The sequence below is a fragment of the Clostridium vitabionis genome, assembly GCF_015351765.1.
In the GTDB taxonomy this organism is placed as follows: domain Bacteria; phylum Bacillota; class Clostridia; order Lachnospirales; family Lachnospiraceae; genus Clostridium_R; species Clostridium_R vitabionis.
In genome coordinates, this window is the sequence record NZ_JADKQA010000001.1 from 764,470 (window position 1) to 786,532 (window position 22,063).

Annotated in this window: 22 protein-coding genes; 20 read left to right on the forward strand and 2 right to left on the reverse strand. The window is 58.5% G+C overall.

The features are described from left to right. The first annotated feature begins 15 nt into the window (after positions 1–15). From rpoZ to ISF27_RS03275, 7 genes are all read left to right on the forward strand, one after another. The gene (rpoZ, locus tag ISF27_RS03245) at positions 16–273 is read left to right on the forward strand and encodes a DNA-directed RNA polymerase subunit omega (protein WP_407926040.1); all 258 of its coding nucleotides are present in this window, start codon (positions 16–18) and stop codon (positions 271–273) included. A gap of 117 nt (positions 274–390) precedes the next feature. Continuing rightward, entirely contained in the window at positions 391–1,755 is a 1,365-nt protein-coding gene (rimO, locus tag ISF27_RS03250) for a 30S ribosomal protein S12 methylthiotransferase RimO (RefSeq protein WP_194609047.1), read from the forward strand. After that, the gene (pgsA, locus tag ISF27_RS03255) at positions 1,739–2,281 is read left to right on the forward strand and encodes a CDP-diacylglycerol--glycerol-3-phosphate 3-phosphatidyltransferase (RefSeq protein WP_194609049.1); all 543 of its coding nucleotides are present in this window, start codon (positions 1,739–1,741) and stop codon (positions 2,279–2,281) included. The genes rimO and pgsA overlap by 17 nt, the downstream gene beginning before the upstream one ends. 1 nt (position 2,282) lies before the next feature. Then, on the forward strand, positions 2,283–2,846 hold the full coding sequence (locus ISF27_RS03260) for a CinA family protein (protein WP_194609051.1): 564 nt from the start codon (positions 2,283–2,285) through the stop codon (positions 2,844–2,846). Positions 2,847–2,885: 39 nt separating this feature from the next. Beyond that, entirely contained in the window at positions 2,886–3,212 is a 327-nt protein-coding gene (locus ISF27_RS03265) for a hypothetical protein (protein WP_194609053.1), read from the forward strand. Then, entirely contained in the window at positions 3,209–4,120 is a 912-nt protein-coding gene (locus tag ISF27_RS03270; RefSeq protein ID WP_194609055.1) for a hypothetical protein, read from the forward strand. Before ISF27_RS03265 ends, ISF27_RS03270 begins: the two co-directional genes overlap by 4 nt. Before the next feature lie 3 nt (positions 4,121–4,123). After that, positions 4,124–4,558 (forward strand): GerW family sporulation protein, encoded by a 435-nt coding sequence (locus ISF27_RS03275; RefSeq protein ID WP_194609057.1) that lies wholly within the window; start codon positions 4,124–4,126, stop codon positions 4,556–4,558. 131 nt (positions 4,559–4,689) lie between these two features. On the opposite strand, the gene rpmB is transcribed toward ISF27_RS03275, so the two are convergent. Continuing rightward, a complete protein-coding gene (gene rpmB / locus ISF27_RS03280) occupies positions 4,690–4,875 on the reverse strand; it encodes a 50S ribosomal protein L28 (RefSeq protein ID WP_194609059.1) in 186 nt (61 codons plus the stop codon). A gap of 194 nt (positions 4,876–5,069) precedes the next feature. Between rpmB and ISF27_RS03285 the strand changes: the two genes are divergently transcribed. From ISF27_RS03285 to recG, 3 genes are read left to right on the forward strand one after another with little or no spacing between them, the layout of a single operon-like run. Continuing rightward, positions 5,070–5,426, forward strand: a complete 357-nt coding sequence (locus ISF27_RS03285) for an Asp23/Gls24 family envelope stress response protein (protein ID WP_194609060.1) — start codon at positions 5,070–5,072, stop codon at positions 5,424–5,426. 13 nt (positions 5,427–5,439) lie between these two features. Further along, positions 5,440–7,194, forward strand: coding sequence for a DAK2 domain-containing protein (locus ISF27_RS03290; RefSeq protein WP_194609062.1), 1,755 nt, complete (start codon positions 5,440–5,442; stop codon positions 7,192–7,194). 13 nt (positions 7,195–7,207) lie between these two features. Next, on the forward strand, positions 7,208–9,265 hold the full coding sequence (gene recG / locus ISF27_RS03295) for an ATP-dependent DNA helicase RecG (protein WP_194609064.1): 2,058 nt from the start codon (positions 7,208–7,210) through the stop codon (positions 9,263–9,265). Between the two features lie 233 nt (positions 9,266–9,498). On the opposite strand, the gene ISF27_RS03300 is transcribed toward recG, so the two are convergent. Then, positions 9,499–10,713 carry a ribose-phosphate pyrophosphokinase gene (locus tag ISF27_RS03300; protein ID WP_194609066.1) on the reverse strand — a complete coding sequence of 405 codons (1,215 nt, stop codon included), beginning with the start codon at positions 10,711–10,713 and terminating at the stop codon, positions 9,499–9,501. Positions 10,714–10,845: 132 nt separating this feature from the next. Between ISF27_RS03300 and ISF27_RS03305 the strand changes: the two genes are divergently transcribed. The 10 genes from ISF27_RS03305 (at position 10,846) to ISF27_RS03350 (ending at position 22,021) form a co-directional block, all read left to right on the forward strand. Beyond that, complete coding sequence (locus ISF27_RS03305) at positions 10,846–12,255, forward strand: DUF512 domain-containing protein (RefSeq protein ID WP_194609068.1); 1,410 nt, start codon at positions 10,846–10,848, stop codon at positions 12,253–12,255. Between the two features lie 27 nt (positions 12,256–12,282). Next, on the forward strand, positions 12,283–13,620 hold the full coding sequence (gene der / locus ISF27_RS03310; protein ID WP_194609070.1) for a ribosome biogenesis GTPase Der: 1,338 nt from the start codon (positions 12,283–12,285) through the stop codon (positions 13,618–13,620). 31 nt (positions 13,621–13,651) lie between these two features. Continuing rightward, on the forward strand, positions 13,652–14,287 hold the full coding sequence (gene plsY / locus ISF27_RS03315; protein WP_194609073.1) for a glycerol-3-phosphate 1-O-acyltransferase PlsY: 636 nt from the start codon (positions 13,652–13,654) through the stop codon (positions 14,285–14,287). Between the two features lie 18 nt (positions 14,288–14,305). Further along, on the forward strand, positions 14,306–15,313 hold the full coding sequence (locus ISF27_RS03320; RefSeq protein ID WP_194609075.1) for an NAD(P)H-dependent glycerol-3-phosphate dehydrogenase: 1,008 nt from the start codon (positions 14,306–14,308) through the stop codon (positions 15,311–15,313). A gap of 134 nt (positions 15,314–15,447) precedes the next feature. After that, a complete protein-coding gene (locus ISF27_RS03325; RefSeq protein ID WP_194609077.1) occupies positions 15,448–16,650 on the forward strand; it encodes an ABC transporter substrate-binding protein in 1,203 nt (400 codons plus the stop codon). An 87-nt stretch (positions 16,651–16,737) separates the two neighbouring features. Further along, positions 16,738–17,619 carry a branched-chain amino acid ABC transporter permease gene (locus ISF27_RS03330; RefSeq protein ID WP_194609678.1) on the forward strand — a complete coding sequence of 294 codons (882 nt, stop codon included), beginning with the start codon at positions 16,738–16,740 and terminating at the stop codon, positions 17,617–17,619. Positions 17,620–17,628: 9 nt separating this feature from the next. Beyond that, positions 17,629–18,711 (forward strand): branched-chain amino acid ABC transporter permease, encoded by a 1,083-nt coding sequence (locus ISF27_RS03335; RefSeq protein ID WP_194609079.1) that lies wholly within the window; start codon positions 17,629–17,631, stop codon positions 18,709–18,711. A 1-nt stretch (position 18,712) separates the two neighbouring features. Then, positions 18,713–19,471 carry an ABC transporter ATP-binding protein gene (locus ISF27_RS03340; RefSeq protein WP_194609081.1) on the forward strand — a complete coding sequence of 253 codons (759 nt, stop codon included), beginning with the start codon at positions 18,713–18,715 and terminating at the stop codon, positions 19,469–19,471. Positions 19,472–19,485: 14 nt separating this feature from the next. Next, a complete protein-coding gene (locus ISF27_RS03345; protein WP_194609083.1) occupies positions 19,486–20,196 on the forward strand; it encodes an ABC transporter ATP-binding protein in 711 nt (236 codons plus the stop codon). A gap of 220 nt (positions 20,197–20,416) precedes the next feature. Further along, complete coding sequence (locus ISF27_RS03350) at positions 20,417–22,021, forward strand: MBL fold metallo-hydrolase RNA specificity domain-containing protein (protein ID WP_194609085.1); 1,605 nt, start codon at positions 20,417–20,419, stop codon at positions 22,019–22,021. Positions 22,022–22,063: the final 42 nt, after the last annotated feature.

Consider the following 22,063-nt stretch of genomic DNA (forward strand, 5'->3'; position numbering starts at 1 on the left):
GGAGTCTGATTTACCATGATGTTACGTCCGTCTTTCACAGAAATGATCGATGCGGTCAACAAGTACGCAGATGAGGGATCGCCGGAGATTACAAGCCGCTATTCCATCGTCATCGCTGCCGCCAAGAGAGCCAGGCAGCTGATTGCCGGCGCAGAGCCCCTGATCGATGACTGCGAGGGGAAGAAGCCGCTCTCCATTGCGGTCGAGGAGATTTACCAGGGTAAAGTAAAAATTTTGTCTGAGGACGACAAAGTCGAGGACAATGAATACTGATTGATAGCGGATGAAGCCCTGAAGCCGTCCCGTGTTTCCGCACGGAGATGGCTTTTGCCGGCTAAAAAGACCTTTTTGCATCCTGCGCCGGCGGGCGCCTGACATTGGAGAATTTGTATGAAATTACTTTGCGTTTCCCTGGGCTGTGACAAGAACCTTGTCGATTCCGAGCGCATGCTCGGGCGGCTCACCAGCGACGGCTGGGAAATTACCGACGACGAGCGGGAGGCGGATGCTGTCCTTGTCAATACCTGTGCCTTCATCGATTCCGCCAAGGAGGAGAGCATCGGGGCTATCCTGGACGCGGCGAAGCTTAAGGAAAATGGCCGGTGCCGGGCGCTCATTGTCTCCGGCTGCATGGCCGAGCGCTACCAGGAGGAGGTGCTCCGGGAGATCCCAGAGGTCGACGCGGTGGTCGGCACCGCCTCCGGGCGGACCGTGAGCTCCGTGATCCGGCGGGTGCTTGGCGGAGAGAGCCACATCACCGACTTCGAGCCGCTCGCCGAAACCCCGGAAGCCATGGAGGAAGAGGAGGATGCTGGCCGGGTGCTTACCACGCTCGGCGGCTACTCCTTCCTCAAAATTGCCGAGGGCTGCGACAAGCGCTGCACTTACTGCATTATCCCGTATCTGCGCGGACCCTATCGCAGCGTCCCGATGCCCCGGCTTCTCGCGGAGGCGAAAAATCTCGCTTCCCGTGATGTGCGGGAACTGATCCTGGTGGCGCAGGAGACCACGCTTTACGGCACGGATCTCTGTGGGAGGAAGCTCCTTCCCGAGCTCCTAAGGCTCCTCTCCGGCGTGGACGGCATCCGCTGGATCCGCCTGCAGTACTGCTACCCGGAGGAGCTGACCGACAGCATCATCGACGCGGTTGCAAAGACCCCGCATGTGTGCCATTACCTGGATCTGCCGATCCAGCACGCCAGTGACCGGATCCTCCGAAAAATGGGGCGGCGCACCACGCTGGCGGAGATCACGGAGCGGATCCGGAAAATCCGGGAGCGGATCCCGGATATCTGCCTCCGAACCTCACTGATCTCCGGGTTCCCCGGAGAGACCGAGGAGGATCATCAGATTCTCCTCGACTTTGTCCGCGAGACACGCTTTGACCGTCTTGGGGTTTTCACGTATTCCCGTGAGGAGGGAACGCCGGCAGCGGAGATGGACGCCCAGGTTCCCGAGGAGGTGGCGGAGCGGCGTCGCGGGGAGATTATGGCCCTGCAGCAGCAGATCGCTTTCGAGAAGGCAGCGGAGAAGGTCGGCAATGTCTATGATGTCCTGGTCGAGGGGCGGCTCACGGACACGGACGACATCGTCTATACCGGAAGAACCTACATGGATGCGCCGGATGTGGACAGCCAGATTTTTGTCCGCACGGACCGGGAAATTCTGTCCGGTTCCTTTATCCGTGCCCGCGTGACCGGTTCCAATGCATATGACCTGATCGGGGAGGAGGTAACCGATGAATCTGCCGAATAAACTCACTGTACTCCGAATGATTATTGTCCCGTTCTTTGTTTTTTTCCTGCTCTGTGACGGTGGGCAGAATTATGCCTTCCGGATGACGGCCCTGGTGCTCTTCATCGCGGCCAGCCTCACAGACACCCTGGACGGCAAGATCGCGAGAAAATATCACCTGGTCACCGACTTCGGGAAATTTATGGATCCCCTGGCTGACAAGCTCCTGGTCTGCTCGGCGCTGATCTGCCTGATTGAACTCAGGGAGATTCCCGCGTGGATGGTCGTCATCATTATCGGCCGTGAATTTGTCATCAGCGGGTTCCGCCTGGTGGCCTCCGACAACGGTATCGTCATTCCGGCCAATTACTGGGGCAAGTTCAAGACCACCTTCCAGATGATCGCGGTGATCCTGATGATCCTGAATGTTTCCGCCCTCCGCCTGCTGACCGTTCTCACCACCTGGATCGCACTCGCGCTCACCGTCATTTCCCTGTGCACCTACATCGCACAGAATTACAAGATTCTCCTGAAGGGAGACATCTGAGATGAAAGATCAAGTCAATTTTGAGAGGGCTGAAGCTCCCGGGGATTTCCTCGGGCAGTCCGGTAAAGAGGATAACGCCGTGCGTGCGGAGACGCCGGAGGAGGCGGTGGTCCGGATCCTCAAGGAGCGGGGACTTCTCCTCACGACAGCGGAATCCTGCACCGGAGGCATGGTCGCCTCGCGGATTGTCAATGTCCCGGGGGCTTCCGACGTCTTCCATGCGGGCTTTATCACCTACTGTGACAAGGCGAAGCGGAAAATGCTCGGCGTCTCCAAAAAGACGCTGAAAAAGTATACCGCGGTCAGCGCCGCCACAGCGGCAGAAATGGCTGAGGGCGCGGCAAAGCGGGCGAAGGCGGATATTGCCGTCTCGGTGACCGGAATTGCCGGGCCGGACGGCGGGACGGAGAAATTTCCGGTAGGCTTGGTTTTTCTCGGCTGCTCCATATCCGGGAAAACGGAGGTAGAGGAGCTCCATCTGAACGGAAGCAGGGCGGAGATCCGGGCGCAGGCCGCGGAATTGGCGCTCGACCTTGTCCGGAAGACCATTCTCCGGGGAGAATGAAGAATTCCCGGGTTCTGGCAGCGTGAGCGGAGGAATCCTATGCGGTGGTATAAGAAGATCTATACAGGAAAAAAGGCGAAGGGGCGCCGCTTCGCGATTCTCCAGGGAATCCGGAGCGGAAAGCCGGCACCGGACAGCTATGTCATTATCCCGGCGGAGAACCCGAAAAACCTCCTGGACATCATTCCCTGCCGGGAGCTTCTGGCGGCCCACTACCAGGTTTTTGATCCGCTGATTCTGGGCATCGCCTCCGGAAAAGAGGATGCCATCCGGCTAGCAGCCCGAATTCTCACGGATTTTGCCGCTGGAGAGCGTGGATTCGAGCCGGAAAACCTGAAACACTTACGGGAGAAGATCGAAGAATGATTCACATCGCCATCCTGATTCTGAAAATCATCGGCCTGATTCTCCTGGCAGTTCTCGGGATTCTGCTTCTTCTGCTGCTCCTCATCCTGCTGGTTCCCGTCAGGTACAGCGGCGCGGCGTCCTATGCCGGGGCGCCCAGGGCAGATGTCCGGGTCGCTTGGCTCTTCTCCCTGGTTTCCCTGGAAGTCCGGTATAGGAAAAGGCTCAAATGGCGGCTCCGGCTTTTCGGCCGCAGGATTGCCGGAAGCCGGCGGGCAGCGCAGGAGATAAAGCAAAGTCCGGCACCGGCATCCCCGGAGGCCCCGCCAGAAGCAGAGTCGGCTCTCACGGGAGACATCTTGTCCCCGGAGGAGGAGCGGGAGCTCGAGGAGGAGCTTGGCAGAGAGATCCGCGAGGGAAGAGAGCGGGGGCTGGCACGGGATGGCCGGGGGGAAGAGCAAAGATCTCCGGCAGCACCCGGAAAAAGCATTGCACACCGCCTGCGGGAGATCGCGGAAAGAGTCATGGGCTTTATCCGGGACATCCGGGATGGAGCTTCCGAAGCTTCTGAGAAGATCTCCCGCATCCTGGAGGAGATCGAAGGGGAAGAAAACCGGCGGACCGCCCGCCTCCTGCTCCGGCAGGCGGTCAGGATTCTCCGCCATATTCTTCCGGGGAAGGCAGATGGACGCGTCGATTTCGGCTTTGACGATCCGGCAGCGACGGGCAGGGTGCTCGCGGCTCTCGCGTTCGTGTGGCCGGCCTTCGGCGGCGGCCTCGAGATCGTCCCGGAATTTACCCGGAAAACCTTTCAGGCTAACGCCCGCTTTGCCGGGCGTGTCCGCCTCGGGACATTGCTCATCCTGGCCGGGCGGATGTTCCTCGACCGGAATTTCCGGCACTGGTTCAGAAAAATCATAGGAGGATAAAGTATGGCAGCAGAGAAGGAGTTTTCGTCCACGATAGATTCCCTGTTCAAGGGGATGGATGCCTTTGTGACCAGCAAGACCGTTGTCGGTGAACCGGTCCGCGTGGATGAGAATACCGTGATCATCCCGCTGATCGACGTATCCTGCGGAATGGCCGCGGGAGCATTCCGGAAGGACGCGAAGGACAATGACGCCGGCGGGCTCAGCGCAAAAATGTCCCCCTCAGCCCTCCTGATTGTGCAGAATGGCATCACCAAGCTGATCAGCATCAAGCATCAGGACGCGGTCTCCAAGATCATCGATCTTGTCCCGGATATGGTCAACCGTTTTACCGGGAATCACCAGGTGTCCGAGGACGCCGTCCATAAGGCGGAGGAGATGGCCGGGGAAATCCGGGAGAAGGAACGCCCGGAGAATAACGGCGGCAAAGAGAATTGACGCCGCCGCGGTACCTTGGCGGCAGCGGGAAGAAGGAACACCGGTGCAAGGGGCGAAAGCGGGTCGGGTTAAAAAAAAACGGGGCAGCCGAAGCTGCTCCGTTTTTTTAACTCCGCATCCGGAGAATTCTCTTAGGCACGCTCAACACGTCCTGATCTCAGGCAGGAAGTACAAACGTACATTTTTCTCGGTCCCTCGGGCGTAACTACCTTAACGGACTTGACGTTCGATTTCCACATCCGGTTGGATCTTCTATGAGAATGGCTCACCTTGTTGCCGAAGTGAGCGGCTTTTTCACAGATTGCACACTTAGCCATCATCGCACCTCCCTTACTGAAGATAGGACTTTCAAAAAAATCCATAACAACGATAATATAGCAGAAAGATTTCCCAGATGCAAGGGGAAAATGAAAATATTGTTTCCTTTTCCGGAAAAATAAGGTATACTGGCGGTGTATCCGGGGGAACATCCCGCGGATGGAATAGGAATGTACAGAATGGAGGCTTGAGCATGAAAGGACGCATTGACAATAAGTTGGGCATGATCCAGATCGACCCGGAAGTGATTGCCATGTACGCCGGCACCACCGCAGTAGAATGCTTCGGCATCGTCGGAATGGCCGCGGTCAGTGTTAAGCAGGGCCTTGTCAGGCTGCTGAAACGGGACAGCCTGACCCAGGGCATCAACGTTTCCATTCAGGATAACGAAATCAGCATCGATTTCCATGTGATTGTGTCTTACGGCGTCAGCATTGAAGCCGTGACGAACAATCTCGTGGAGAACGTCCGCTACAAGGTAGAGGAGCTGACCGGCATGAAGGTCGTCCGCATCACTACCTATGTCGAGGGCGTCAGAGTGATTGATTAAGGAGGAAAATCCTGTGGGAATGAACACCATGGACGCTTCACAGCTCAGAATCGCATTTCTGGCCGGGGCGAGAAATCTAGAGGCAAATAAGGAAAAGATCAATGAGCTGAATGTCTTCCCGGTTCCCGACGGAGATACCGGCACCAACATGACGATGACGATCCTCTCAGCAGTGAAGGAGGTCAATAACGCGCCGGAGGTGACGATGGCTTCCCTGACCAAGGCCATGTCCTCCGGTTCCCTCCGGGGGGCGCGCGGCAATTCCGGCGTCATCCTCTCCCAGCTGCTGCGGGGGTTTTCCCGGGAGATCCAGCACCTGGACACGGTGGATGTCCCGACACTCGCGAACGCTTTCAGCAGGGCGACCGAGACCGCTTATAAGGCGGTCATGAAGCCGAAGGAGGGCACGATCCTCACGGTTGCCCGGAGCATGGCGGACAAGGCGGCGGAGATCGCCCTCTCGACGGATGATGTCGAGAGCTTTCTCGAGCAGGTCATTGCGGCGGGCGAGGAATCTCTCGCGAACACCCCGGAGCTTCTTCCTGTCCTGAAGGAAGCCGGCGTCGTGGATTCCGGCGGCATGGGCCTCATGACCGTCCTCAAGGGGGCGCTTAAGGGCCTCCGGGGCGAGGACAGCGGTGAGCCGATCCCCGATGTCTCCCCGATTACCGACCATATGGGACAGGCGGAGCCGGCACCCGCAGGCCCGTCCGGTCATGACGCCGCTGCCGAGCATATCTCCACAGCGGACATCCGTTTCGGCTACTGCACCGAATTTATCATCAACCTGAACCGGGAAGGTTCCTTCGACGGGAAGACGGAGAAGTCTTTCAAGGATTATCTGAAATCAATCGGGGATTCGATCGTCGTGGTCGCCGACGATGACATTGTGAAGGTTCACGTCCACACCAACGAGCCGGGCAATGCGATCCAGCGAGCCCTGACCTACGGCTATCTCACGAACATGAAGATCGACAACATGCGCGTCGAGCACAACGAGCGCGTGATCCACGGCGCCCAGGAGATGGCGGCGGCGCAGGCCGCGGAAGATCAGGAAAGGGCAGACGGCCGGGATCAGGATGAAGCTGGGGAAGCCCCGAGGGAGAGAGTGCCCTACGCCCTGATCGCGGTCTCCGCCGGCGACGGCCTCACGGAGATCTTCAAGGGAATCGGAGCGACCGACGTCATCCAGGGCGGGCAGACGATGAACCCGAGCACGGAGGACATCCTGAACGCCGCCCAGCGGGCAAATGCGGACACCGTCTACATTTTCCCGAACAACAAGAACATCATCCTCGCCGCCAACCAGGCGCAGATGATCGCCGATTTCTGCAAGATCGTTGTTGTCCCGACGAAGACCATCCCGCAGGGCATCACCGCGATCATCAACTTCTCCCCGGATCTCGGCGAGGAGGAAAATCTGGAAGCGATGAAGCGGGAGATCACCCAGGTGAAGAGCGGGGAAATCACCTATGCCGTCCACGACGCCACCATCGACGGAAAGTCGATCACGAAGGGAGACATCATGGCGATCGGCGACAGCGGCCTTCTCGCTGTCGGGCATGAGGTCGAGGACACGGCGCTGATGGCTGTCCGCGCGATGGCGGATGCCGACAGCGAGCTGATTTCCATCTATTCCGGCGCCGATGTTGAGGAGAGCCGCGCCGAGGCGCTCAAAAAGCTGGTTCATGACGAATTCCCGGACTGCGAGGTTGAGCTGAACCGCGGCGGGCAGCCGGTGTATTACTACATTCTTTCCGTTGAATGAGCGGAATTTTGCTATGAGAGATTATCCCATCACAGAGATCAAGGGGGTCGGCGGGAAAACCGCCGGCCTTTTTCATAAGCTCGGCGTGGACACGGCGGAGGACCTGCTCCGCTTCTACCCGAGGGATTATGAGGAGTACCGGCCGGCTGCCCGGGAAATCGGAAGCCTGGTGCCGGACACCGTGAACGCTTATTTTGCAAGGCTTATCAAATCCGCGGATATCGTGAATTACGGCAGGTATCCGGTGACGACGCTGACCCTCAGGGATGAAGCCGGAAGCCTGGCCGTCGTCTGGTACAACATGCCCTGGCTGAGGAAAATGCTCCAGGCAGGGCGGCTCCTTGTCTTCCGGGGGAGAGTTGTCCGGAAGCGGAACCGCCTTACCATGGAGCAGCCGGAGATCTTCACCCCGGAGCAGTATGAGGCGCTCTCGGGCACATTTCTCCCGATTTACCCCCAGACGAAGGGGCTGGGCAACAAGACGATCCAGAAGGCTGTCCGGGCGGTGCTTGCGGACAAGGAGCTTACGCGGGAATATCTCCCGGAAAACCTCCGGGAGGCCTACGAACTCGCCGAAATCAATTTTGCCGTGGAGCATATCCATTTTCCGGACAGCCGCGAACAGCTGCTCTACGCCAGAAAACGACTGGTTTTCGATGAATTTTTCCTCTTCGCGGTGGCGGCAAAATACCTGCGGGGAAAGAAGGAGGATGTGCCTAGCGCCTACCCCTTCCGGATCGACCCGGAAGGGGCGGCCCTGGCGGAGCGCCTGCCCTACAGGCTCACCGGCGCGCAGAAAAAGGTCCTCGGGGAGATCTATGCCGATCTCTCCGGTGGCCATGTGATGAAGCGCCTTGTCCAGGGGGATGTCGGCTCCGGCAAGACGGTGGTCGCTTTCCTGGCTCTCCTCCAGGCGTCCCTGAACGGTTTCCAGGGGGCACTTATGGCGCCGACCGAGGTTCTCGCCGAGCAGCACTACGCGGCGCTCATGGAACTCGCAAAAACCTACGGCCTGCCCGTCCGCCCGGTGCTTCTCACCGGCGCCCTGAAGGCGAAGGATAAGCGGGAAGCCCAGCGGAAGATCCGGGAGCACGAGGCGGACATCGTCATCGGTACCCATGCCCTGATCCAGGACAAGGTCGAATTTGACCGGCTTGCCCTCGTCATCACTGACGAGCAGCACCGGTTCGGCGTGGAGCAGCGGACAGCCCTCGAGGAGAAAGGCGGGGAACCGCATGTCCTTGTCATGAGCGCGACGCCCATCCCGCGGACACTTGCGGTGATCCTCTACGGCGACCTGGATATCTCCGTGATCGACGAGCTCCCCGCGGGGCGCCGGCATATCAAAAACGCTGTGGTCGGCCCCGATTACCGCGAGAATGCTTACCGCTTTATTGCCCGCGAGGTGGCCGCCGGACGCCAGGCTTACCTCATCTGCCCGATGGTGGAGCCGGGAGAGATGCAGGATCTGGAAAATGTCACCGATACCTGCGCCCTCCTCCGGAAGCGCTGGAAGGACGGCGGCCCCAGGGTCGCCCTTCTCCATGGCAGGATGAAGCCCGGAGAGAAAAATGCCGTCATGGAAAAATTCGCGGCCGGGGAGGCGGATGTGCTCGTGTCGACGACGGTGGTCGAGGTCGGGATCAACGTGCCCAACGCGACCGTCATGATGATCGAGAACGCCGAGCGGTTCGGCCTTGCCCAGCTCCACCAGCTGCGCGGGCGGGTCGGACGGGGGGATGCCCAGTCTTACTGCATCCTGGTCAATACCGGGGGAAAAGAAGCGGAAAAGCGCCTGGATATCCTGAAAAATTCCGACGATGGCTTTTTTATCGCGAATGAGGACCTGCGCCTCCGCGGGCCGGGCGATATTTTCGGCGTGCGGCAGAGCGGGGATCTGGAATTTCAGCTCGCGGACATTTACACGGACGCCGCTGTCCTCAAGGATGCCGTCCGGGAGGCGGAGAAGCTCCTCCGGAAGGATCCGGAACTCCGGCGGAAGGAGAATGCGGAGCTCAAAAAACTCCTCGACCGGTACCTCCGGAAAAAATATAGCGGGCTCACACTCTGAACCCGGGAGGGCTGCCCGCCGGGCTCGCGCCCCGCTCCGCGGATAGCCACTCCGCTAAACTCGGACTGCGCTTTCGCTTGTCCTCGTTAAGCGGCTGGTTATTCCTAAGTGCTCTGTGTAAAAAACCACCGGGGAGCAGCTGTCCGCTCGAAGGCGGGTAAGGCTTCAGCCCGGTGGTTGATGAAAAAATCGGTTTTCTTACGTGAAGATGCCGGAGCAATCCGTTTTTCCGGTCAGACGAGGGAATTCACATACTGGTATCCGTCAGATTCCCTGTTGTACTCGCGGATGATATTCTGGATCCGGGAGGTCGGCACGAGAGCGCGCTCGAGGGATACGTTGTGGTTGAGTGAGTTGATGATGGCAGCGATGAATTTGCTCATATCCGCCTCCACGTACCAGTCGCGCTTTAAGAGATCCGGCGTCCGGTAATTCAGGTTCGTGGTGACCACAAAGTCAAAATAGCCCTTGTTGTAGAAATCGTCAAATTTCTCCAGACCGTCAGTGAAGAGGCCGAAGGTGGTGGCTACGATCACCCGCTTTGCTTTCTTCTCCTTGAGCTCCCTCGCGGTGTCCAGCATACTCTCGCCGGAGGAGATCATGTCGTCGATGATGATCACGGTCTTGTCCTCAACGGAGCTTCCGAGGAACTCATGGGCGACAATCGGATTTCTCCCGCCGACCACGCGGGAATAGTCGCGGCGCTTATAGAACATGCCGACATCGACGCCGAGGTTATTGGCCAGGTAGACAGCCCTGGACATCGCGCCTTCATCCGGGCTGATCACCATCAGGTGATCCTTGTCGATTTTGAGCGTCTTATCCTTGCGGAAAATCGACTGGATGAACTGGTAGGTCGGCATGAAATTGTCGAGGCCGGTCAGCGGAATCGCGTTCTGCACGCGCGGGTCGTGCGCGTCGAAGGTGATAATGTTGGAAACGCCCATGTTGACCAGCTCCCGGAGCATCAGCGAGCAGTCCAGCGACTCACGCCCGGCCCTCTTGTGCTGGCGGCCCTCATAGAGGAAGGGCATGATCACATTCACGCGGTGTGCTGTGGAGACCGTGGCGCCGATGATCCTCTTGAGATCCTGGAAATGGTCGTCCGGAGACATGTGGTTGATGAAGCCGTTCATGCGGTAGGTCAGGCTGTAGTTGGTCACATCGACCATGACGTAGATGTCATCGCCGCGGATCGACTCGTTGATGACGCCCTTGCCCTCGCCGCTGCCGAATCTCGGGCAGGCGCAGTCCAGAAGGTAGGACTCCCGGTCATAACCGCGGAAATTCAGATCCTGCTCGCGCTTTTTCAGAACCTCGATATCGTTCTGGCGGAAACGGATGATGTGCTGGTCGACTTTTTGGGCTAATTCCCGGCAGCTCTCCAGAGCGGCAATTTTGAGCGGTGCGACAGGGAGTGTGTCATTGAACACATAATCTTCAGACATGCTGGTGATCCTCCTGGATGATAAACACATGATGCGGTTGGTTTTTCTTAAGCAGATCCATTATAGCGCCGGAATCCCCGTGAGACAACTTTACTTTACAAAATATGCGGGGGTTGATAGAATAATTTTATTATGAAGAAATATAGCGGACATAAAATCAAATCCGTCGATCCCGGTTCCATCGCCGACCAGCTGGAACTTGAGCCCGGGGATGTGCTCCTCACCATCAACGGGCAGGAGGTCGAGGATATTTTTGACTATCAGTACAAACTCAACAACGACCGGGTGACCGTGGAGGTTCTCAAAAAGAACGGCGAGGACTGGGAGCTCGACATTGAGAATGACTACAGCGACCTCGGCCTCAATTTTGAGAACGGGCTGATGAGCGACTACCGGTCGTGCTCCAATGACTGCGTCTTCTGTTTTATCGACCAGATGCCGCCGGGAATGCGGGATACCCTGTATTTCAAGGACGACGACTCGCGCCTGTCCTTTCTTCAGGGAAATTATGTGACGCTGACCAACATGAGCGATCACGACCTCCAGCGCATCATCACCTTCCATCTGGCCCCGATCAATATCTCCGTGCACACCACGAATCCGGAGCTCCGGTGCCGTATGCTCCATAACCGTTTTGCCGGGGAGGCGTTAAAAAAGATCGACACCCTGTACGAGGCCGATACCCCGATGAACGGGCAGATCGTGCTCTGCCCGGGAATCAATGACGGCGAGGAGCTGGAGCGGACAATCCGGGATCTCACCAAATACGTCCCTGTGATGCAGAGCCTCTCCGTTGTGCCGGTCGGTGTCACAAAGTTCCGGAACGGTCTTTACCCGCTCCGGTGCCTTACGCCGGAGGAGGCAGGGAGGACGATCGACCAGATTGAGCGGTGGCAGAAGAAGATCTACGCGGAGCATGGGATCCATTTTGTCCAGGCGAGCGATGAGTTCTACCTCCTGGCCGGACGCCCGCTTCCCGAGGCAGAGCGCTACGACGGCTATATCCAGCTGGAAAATGGTGTCGGCATGCTCCGGCTCCAGCATGAGGAGGCGGCCTCCGCCCTGGAACCGCTCCGGGATGACGGGAAGAAGGAGAAGGTGACCATCGCCACCGGCCTCCTCGCTGCTCCCTATATCGAGAAGATCGCGAAGGCCGTCATGGCGCGCTTCCCCGGAAGGGAGATCCGGGTCATCCCGGTGAAAAACCGCTATTTCGGCAGCCAGATTACCGTGTCCGGGCTCCTTACCGGGCAGGACATCCGGGACGCGCTGCTTTCCCTGGACCTCGGAAACCGGCTGCTTCTCCCGTGCTCGATGTTCCGCAGCGGAGAGGAGGTCTTTCTCGACGACATGACGAGAACGGAGCTCTCAGATGCCCTCGGCGTCCGTGTGGACATTGTCCCTGAGGGCGGAGACAGCCTTGTCGAGGCGATGCTTTCCCCGGTCAGGAAAAACCTTCCGGGGGAGAATCCCTACGAGCCGGAGGACGGCGGGGTGCCGGAACCCGGGGAGAACACAGGCCGCCGGAATCCGGCGGAATAACCAATTGAGAAAGTGAGGCAATCCTTTATGAGCGGAAGAAAACCCGTGGTCGCCATCGTCGGCAGGCCGAATGTTGGAAAATCCACTCTGTTCAACGTCCTGGCGGGGGACCGGATCTCCATTGTCCAGGATACCCCCGGAGTTACCCGGGATCGCATTTACGCGGACTGCACATGGCTTAACCGCGCATTTACCCTGATCGACACCGGCGGCATCGAGCCGGATTCCAAGGATATCATCCTGTCCCAGATGAGGGAGCAGGCACAGATCGCGATCGACACCGCCGACGTGATTATCTTCCTGACCGATGTGCGCCAGGGGCTTTCCGACGCGGACGCCAAGGTTGCGGACATGCTCCGGAAATCGCGCAAGCCGGTTGTGCTTGCGGTCAATAAGGTCGACAATTTCCAGAAGTTCGGCAATGACATCTATGAATTTTACAACCTCGGCATCGGTGACCCGGTCGGCATCTCCGCGGCGTCCCGTCTCGGGCTCGGCGACCTCCTGGATGAGGTTGTCCGACATTTCCCGGAGAGCACCGGTGAGGAGGAGGATGATGACCGCCTCCGCATCGCCATCGTCGGGAAGCCGAATGTCGGCAAATCCTCCCTCATCAACAAGCTTCTCGGCGAGGACCGGCTGATCGTCTCCGACATCGCCGGAACCACAAGAGACGCGGTCGACACCCTGGTCCGGCATAACGGCCAGGAGTATATCTTTATCGATACCGCCGGCCTCCGCCGGAAAGCCCAGGTGAAGGAGGAGATCGAGCGCTACTCGGTCATCCGCAGCGTGACCGCTGTCGAGCGGGCGGATATCGCGGTTCTCGTCATCGATGCCACGGAGGGCGTCACCGAGCAGGACGCGAAGATCGCCGGCATCGCGCACGAGCGGGGCAAGGGCATCATCGTGGCCGTCAACAAGTGGGATGCCATCGTCAAGAATGACAAGACCATTTACCAGTTCCGCGACAAGATCCGCCAGACGCTCTCCTTCATGCCCTACGCGGAATACCTGTTTATCTCGGCAAAAACCGGCCTCCGCCTGGAAAAGCTCTTCTCCGAGATCGACCTGGTGCACCAGAGCCAGACGCTCCGGGTGAAGACCGGCGTGCTGAACGAGATCCTGGCGGACGCCGTGGCGATGAACCAGCCGCCGTCGGACAAGGGCAAGAGGCTCAAGATCTATTACATGACGCAGGTCGCGGTGAAACCGCCGTCGTTTGTCGTTTTCGTCAATGACAAAAAGCTGATGCATTTTTCCTATGTGCGCTATCTGGAAAATCAGCTCCGCGACGCCTTCGGTTTCTCGGGAACGTCGTTAAAGTTCATGATCCGGGAGAAAAAGGAAAAGGACATGGCCTGAACCGGCCTGCCCTGATACTAAGGAGAGACCTATGGAGCGATTGATCAGCCTTCTGATCGGATACTGTTTCGGGATGTTTCAGACCGGATACATCTATGGCAGGGTGACACGGCACAGCGATATCCGCGACTACGGGAGCCACAACGCCGGCTCGACAAATATTCTCCGGACCTGGGGACCCGGAGCGGCGCTCATCGTTTTTCTCGGGGACGCCTTCAAGGCGATCTTCGCGATGACCCTTGTCCGGGTGGTCTTCCGGGAGAGTGCGGACGCCGATCTCTGGGCGATGTACGCGGCGCTCGGCGTCGCCCTCGGGCATGACTATCCCTTCTATTTAAAATTTCGCGGCGGCAAGGGGATCGCGGCGATGGCAGGCGTCATGACCGCCATGGATATCCGGATTTCCCTCGTCTGCCTGGTGATCTTTTCCGGAACGGTCTTCCTCACGAGATACGTCTCCCTGGGTTCAATCCTGATTTCCCTCACGTTCTTCCTGATGAACGCGGCATTCTGCCTTGCCGGATATTATACGGTTGCCCCGGCGGGCAGGACGGAGTTCGTGATCATCACACTGGTGATCGTGCTTCTCGCGATCGGGCGGCACCACGCGAACATCCGCCGTCTTCTCACCGGCACGGAGAACCGGATCAGCATTCCGAAAAAATAATCAGGAAGGAGAGAATTCATGGCGAATATCGGCGTGATCGGGACCGGAACCTGGGGAACCGCCATCGCGATCCTTCTGGCCAACAACGGCCATACCGTAACCCTCTGCTCTGGGACGGGCAGGAACGTGGACGAGATGGCGAGAACCCGCCGCCAGAAAAATCTCGCGGACGCGCTCATCCCCGGGGCGATAGAGATCACCGCGGATCTTGAGCGGGCGATGGGCGGGAAGGATATCCTCGTCCTTGCCGTCCCCTCGATCCATGTCCGGGAAACCGCGGAGAGGATGGCTCCGATGCTCCGCTACGGGCAGATCGTCCTCTCCGCCGCGAAGGGCATCGAGGAGAAGACCCTGATGACGATGACGGATATCATCGGCGAGGTTCTCCCGGAGAGCGAGCCCTGTGCCCTGTCCGGGCCAAGCCACGCGGAGGAGGTTTCCCGGGGCCTCCCCACGACCTGCTTGGTCGCTGCCGGACGCCGGAAGACCGCCGAATATATCCAGCAGGTCTTCATGAGCCCGGTTTTCCGCGTCTATACTACCCCCGACCTTATCGGTGTCGAGACCGGCGGCGCGCTGAAGAACGTCATCGCCCTGGCGGCGGGCGCTTCGGATGGTTTAGGCTACGGGGACAACGCGAAGGCGGCCCTGATCACCCGGGGGATCGCCGAGATCACCCGGCTTGGCACGCTGATGGGCGGGAGACAGGAGACCTTCTACGGCCTTTCCGGCATCGGCGACCTGATCGTCACCTGCGCGAGCGTCCACAGCAGGAACCGGCGGGCCGGCATCCTGATCGGCCGCGGGAAGACGCCGCGGGAGGCGATGGACGAGGTACAGATGGTGGTTGAGGGCGTCTACTCGGCGAAATCCGGAAAGAAGCTTGCGGAAAAATACGGCTGCGAGGTTCCGATTATCGAGATGGCGAACAGGATCCTCTTTGAGGGGAAGCCGGTGGGAGAGGCTGTCAAGACACTGATGCTCAGGGATCGGAAGCCAGAGGCGGAGGACGCTGAATGGGCGTGAATGTTTTTCATGATAAACACAAATAAATATTGACAGTACTGTTTTCACTCCTTATAATGAGTACCATCATTCGATAACACCAGCGAATGATAACGACAGAAAATTTTCCGACAAGTTATAAGGAGGAGAGTAAGATGAAAATGAAGAAGACAGCATGTGTAGTTCTCGCGGGCGCGATGGCCATGAGCCTTGCGGCCTGCGGCGGTTCCTCATCCTCTACGCCCTCGACAGCAGCGGCGGCGTCCGGGGAAAACGCGGCAGCCTCTTCCGGAGCGACCTGGAAGATCGGCGGCATCGGTCCGATCACCGGCGGCGCGGCGGCATACGGCCAGTCCGTCAAGAATTCCATGGAGCTCGCGGCGAAGGAACTCAACGAGAAGGGCGGCATTAACGGCGCCCAGGTTGAGGTAAACTTCCAGGATGATGAGAATGACCCGGAGAAGTCCGTCAACGCCTACAACACCCTGAAGGACTGGGGCATGCAGATCCTTCTCGGCACCGTGACCTCCAAGCCGTGTATCGCAGTTGAAGCCGAGGCCCAGAACGACAACCTGTTCCTGTTCACCCCGTCCGGCTCCGCCAAGCAGTGCATCACCGGCGACAACGCCTTCCGTGTATGCTTCGCCGACCCGGACCAGGGAACAAAATCCGCCCAGTACATCGCGCAGCATCAGCTGGCGACAAAGATCGGCATCATCTACGACAGCTCCAGCGAGTACTCCGCGGGAATCGAGCAGGCCTTTGTCGATGAGGCGAAGAACCAGAACCTTGAAGTTGTCGAGGATGCGGTCCAGTCCTTCACCGCGGATACGAACACGGATTTTAATACCCAGCTGAGCAAGATGCAGGAAAACGGCGTAGATCTCGTCTTTCTTCCGATCTATTATCAGGAAGCTTCCGTCATCTTGAAGCAGGCTTCCGAGAAGAACTTTAAGCCGGTATTCTTCGGCTGCGACGGCATGGACGGCATCCTGAGCGTCGACGGCTTCGACAAATCCCTCGCCGAAGGCCTGATGCTCCTCACCCCGTTCTCTGTCGACGAGGAAAGCAGCCAGGATTACGTGAAAGCCTATGAGGATACTTACAAGGTTGAGCCGCTCCAGTTCGGCGCTGACGCCTATGACGGCATGACCGCCCTGAAACTCGCCCTCGAGAAGGCGGATGTCAAGCCGGATGCGAGTGCTTCGGATATCTGCGATGCCTTAAAGGGTGCCATGACCGAAATCTCCTTTGACGGCCTTACCGGCAAGAACATGACCTGGACCTCCGACGGCGAGCCGAACAAGGAGCCGAAGGCAGTCATGATCAAGGATGGCAAGTACGTCATGCAGGATTGATTCCCGGCTTTGTCAAGCTTTGATTTACCGAGAGGGAGTTGTCTCCGGACAACTCCCTTTCTGATGAGAGAAGGAGAGTAGGATATGATCAGCTTTCTCACCTATCTGATTAACGGTGTCAGCCTCGGGAGCGTGTACGCGATCATCGCCCTCGGCTATACCATGGTTTACGGCATCGCCAAAATGCTGAACTTCGCGCACGGCGACATCATCATGGTCGGCGCCTTTGTCTGCTTTACCATCGTGACCTCCATGAGCGGGTCCGCCGTTGTCGGCGTCCTGCTCTCCATCCTGGCCTGCATCGTCCTCGGCGTGATCATCGAGGCGGTGGCCTACCGCCCGCTGCGCGGTGCTTCCCCGCTTTCTGTCCTGATCACCGCGATCGGTGTCAGCTACCTTCTGGAAAATCTTGCCCTGCTGGTTTTCGGATCCAACGCGAGACAGTTCACCTCGGTGGTTACCCTGCCGCCGCTGAAACTCGCCGGCGGGCAGCTCTCCATCTCCAGTGTGACGATTGTGACGATCGCTGTCTGCATTGTCATCATGGCCGCCCTGACTGCCTTCATCAATAAGACCCGGATGGGCCAGGCGATGCTGGCTGTCTCCGAGGACCAGGGAGCCGCCATCCTCATGGGCGTTGACGTGAACAAGACGATTGCCCTGACCTTCGCCATCGGCTCCGGCCTGGCGGCCATCGCCGGCGTCCTGCTCTGTTCGGCTTATCCGGCCCTTACCCCCTACACCGGCGCCATGCCCGGCATCAAGGCGTTCGTCGCTGCCGTGTTCGGCGGGATCGGATCCATCCCCGGCGCGTTCCTCGGCGGCGTCCTGCTGGGGATCATCGAGAACCTGACGAAGGCATATATTTCCTCCCAGCTCTCTGACGCGGTGGTATTTTCTGTCCTGATTATCGTCCTTCTCGTCCGCCCGACCGGGCTTCTGGGCAAAAAGACGATCGAGAAAGTCTGAGGTGGCGATATGGAAGCAAAACTCAAATCGTATAAACGAAAGCTTTTCCGGGGCGACCTCATCAATTACCTGATCGTTCTCGCCTTCTACGCCGTGATGCAGATCCTGCTCACCACCGGGAATCTCAGCAGCCTGATGAAGGGGATCCTGGTTCCCCTCTGCACCTACGCGATCCTCGCGGTAGCCCTGAATCTCTGCGTCGGCATCCTCGGCGAGCTGAGCCTTGGCCATGCCGGATTCATGTGCGTCGGCGCATTTTCCAGCGCCTTCTTCACCAATGTGGCGAAAAGTGCTATCCCGAACTCGGGCCTCAGGTTTTTCCTGGCCTTCCTGATCGGAACCGCCGTGGCGGCTGTCTTCGGCTTCCTCATCGGCATCCCGGTGCTCCGCCTGAACGGCGACTACCTCGCCATCGTGACCCTTGCGTTCGGCGAGATCATCAAAAATATTATCAACGCACTCTACGTGGGTGTTGACGGGAATGGGATCCACGCCTCCCTCCAGAATGCCGGCAAGCTCAACATGTCGGCAGACGGAAATATCATCATCAACGGTGCCCAGGGCATCTCGGGGACGCCGAAGCAGTCCACCTTCACCATCGGCATCCTGCTGCTCCTCCTGACACTTTTCATTGTCCAGAACCTGATCCGCTCGAGAACCGGACGCGCGGTCATGGCGATCCGGGACAACCGGATCGCGGCGGAGTCGATCGGCATCAAGATCACCCACTATAAGCTCCTGGCGTTCACCGTCTCCGCAGCCCTCTGCGGCATGGCAGGCGTGCTTTACGCGCACAACATCGCCTCCCTGGCGGCAACCACAAACCGTTTCGGCTACAATATGTCGATCACGATCCTGGTCTTCGTTGTCCTCGGCGGGATCGGCAATATGCGCGGTTCCATGATCGCGGCGGTTGTGCTGACGATGCTGCCGGAGCTTCTCCGCGGCCTCAGCGATTACCGTATGCTGATCTACTCGATCGTCCTGATCGTGATGATGATCCTGACCTCTGGGCCGAAAATGGTCGCCCGCAGGGAGAGGTTCATGGAAAAGCTGCGCGGAAACAGGAAAAAGAAAAAGGAGGCCGTGTGACATGGCAGTGCTGGAAGTCAAAAACTTAAGTATTTCCTACGGCGGCCTGAAGGCAGTGGACAATTTCAGCGTCACCATCGAGAAGGGCCAGCTCTATGGCCTGATCGGCCCGAACGGCGCCGGCAAGACAACCGTATTCAATCTCCTGACCGGCGTCTACAAGCCGGACACCGGAAAAATCCTTCTGGACGGCCAGGACATTACCGGAAAGACCACGGCGGAAATCAGCCGGGCCGGCATTGCCCGCACCTTCCAGAACATCCGCCTGTTCTCGGAGCTCTCGGTCCTGGACAATGTCAAGGCCGGGCTCCACAACCATTACCCGTATTCGACGCTCTCCGGCATACTCCGTCTTCCTCCCTTCCGGGCAAAGGAGCGGGAGATGGATGAGAAGGCCATGGAAATCCTCAAGGTCTTCGACCTCGACGGCGAGTTTAATTACCAGGCGTCCAACCTTCCCTACGGCAAGCAGAGAAAGCTGGAGATCGCCCGCGCCATCGCCACGGAGCCGAAGCTTCTTCTTCTCGATGAGCCGGCGGCCGGCATGAACCCGAATGAGACCGAGGAGCTGATGGAGACGATCAAATTTGTGCGGGAGCATTTCCACACTACGGTTCTCCTGATCGAACACGACATGAAGCTGGTCTCCGGTATTTGTGAGCGGCTTACCGTGCTGAACTTCGGAAAAGTCCTGGCCGAGGGGCCGACGGCGGAGGTCCTGCACAATCACGACGTTATCGTCGCGTATCTCGGCGAGTAAGGGGGAAACGGGATATGGCATTACTGGAAGTAAGAGATCTGAATGTATATTACGGCGTCATCCAGGCCCTGAAGGGCATCTCCTTCGAGGTGGACAGCGGCGATATCATCGCCCTCATCGGGGCAAACGGCGCCGGCAAGACGACAACCCTGCACACCATCTCCGGCCTGATTCCCGCAAAGAGCGGGAGTATCACCTTCGACGGGAAGGACATCACCCACATGCCCGGCTATAAGCTTGTCTCCATGGGTATGGCCCACGTCCCGGAGGGGCGGCGCGTATTTGCCAACCTGACGGTGCTCCAGAACCTCCGCCTCGGCGCCTACACGAGGCCGGACAAAAAGGAAATGGAGGACACCCTGGAGATGATCTATGAGCGGTTCCCGCGCCTCAAGGAGAGGCGGAACCAGACAGCCGGGACGCTCTCCGGCGGCGAGCAGCAGATGCTGGCGATGGGCCGCGCGCTCATGAGCCACCCGAAGCTGATCCTCATGGACGAGCCCTCGATGGGGCTCTCCCCGATCTATGTGAATGAGATTTTCGATATCATCGAGAAGATCCACCAGGACGGCACAACCGTCCTTCTCGTGGAGCAGAACGCGAAAAAAGCCCTCGCGATCGCCAATAAGGCGTATGTGCTCGAGACCGGAAGGATCACGGTCAAGGGGCAGGCGAAAGACCTGCTGAATGACGAGCGGATCAAGAAAGCATACCTGAGTGAATAAATAAGAGCGTTTCTCTCTAACCCCACATCGGGCGAAGCTTTGCTTCGCCCGATGTGGGGTTAAAGAGCGCCCAGGCCTGGTCTGAATAGAACCATAAACCCCGGTTATCGGACAAAGTCCCCCCACCTGTTGATTGTATATTGTCCATATTTTCGTTATAATTAGGTTAACAGCAAAGTTTTTCGTGCAAATTGCATAAATCATAGCGGAGGATGGACTTATGAAAATGACTTTCATCGGGGCTGATCATGAGGTCACCGGCAGTCTCCATCTGGTGGAGTCCGGCGGCAGGGTGTTCATGGTGGACTGCGGTATGGAACAGGGCGTGAATCTCTATGAAAATGCCCCCCTGCCTGTCCCCTACAGCAAGGTGGACTATGTCTTCATCACCCACGCGCATATCGACCACGTCGGTATGCTCCCTTATCTCTATAAGGAGGGCTTTCGCGGGCAGATTTTCTCGACCCGCGCGACGGCGGATCTCTGCGAGATCATGCTGAAGGACTGTGCACACATCCAGGAGCAGGACACCGAGTGGAAGAACCGGAAGGCGAAGAGGGCCGGAAAGCCGGAAACGGAACCGGTATACACGATGGCGGACGCGGTGGCTGTCCTCGACCTCTTTGTCCCCTGCGATTATGACCAGCGGATCAAGGTCTGTGACGGCATCGAGATCCGCTTTGTCGATGTCGGGCACCTGCTCGGCTCGGCTTCGGTCGAAATCTGGCTCACCGAGAACGGCGAGGAGCGGAAGATTGTCTTTTCCGGCGACATCGGGAATAAGAATAAGCCGCTCATCCGGAGCCCGCAGTACATTCACAGCGCGGACTACGTGGTGATGGAGAGCACTTACGGCGACCGCCTCCACCCGGACAAGGACGGAGACCATGTGGAGGAATTTGCCGCGGTGATCCAGCGGACGCTCGACCGTGGCGGAAATGTGGTCATTCCCGCCTTTGCCGTCGGCAGGACACAGGAGGTTCTCAATTATATCCGGATCATTAAGGCCAACGGACTAGTGAAGAACCACAGCGGGTTCCCGGTCTATCTGGACAGCCCGATGGCGGTGGAAGCGACGCAGGTCTTCCGCGAGAACCGCATGGACTGCTTTAACGACGAGACAAAGAAATTGCTGAAAAAGGGGATCAATCCCTGCTCTTTCCCGGGGCTCCATCTCTCCATCACCAGCGAGGAGTCGATCGCCATCAACACCGACCCGGAACCGAAGGTCATCATTTCGGCCTCGGGCATGTGTGATGCCGGCCGTGTGCGCCATCACCTCAAGCACAACCTCTGGCGCCCGGAATGCACGATCCTCTTTGCCGGCTACCAGGCAGTCGGAACGCTCGGCAGAAGCCTTATTGAAGGGCGGGACGAGGTCAAGCTCTTCGGTGAGACGATCGAGGTCAAGGCGGAGATCGACAAGATCGAGGGCATCAGCGGCCATGCCGACCGGGATGGGCTGCTCGAATGGATCGGCGCCTTCATGCAGCCGCCGAAGAAGGTCTTCATCGTCCACGGCGACGATGATGTCTGCGACCGGTTCGCGGCAAAGGTGCATGAACAATTCGGCTTCGACGCCTATGCACCGTGGAGCGGCACCACCTTTGACCTGCTTACGGGAGAATTTGTCAAGATCACGGAGGGCATCCCGGTACGGAAGGCCACAGCCGCGCAGCGGAAGGTTTCCGGGATCTTCGCGAACCTCCTTGCCGCCGCGGAACGCCTGCGCCAGGTTGTTCTTCACAACGAGGGCGGGGCAAACCGTGATCTCCAAAAATTCACCAACGAAATCAACAAGCTCTGCGACCGCTGGGAGCGCTGAGCATATTTCCTGCTTGGCGGCTTGACCGCCGGCAGAAGCCCG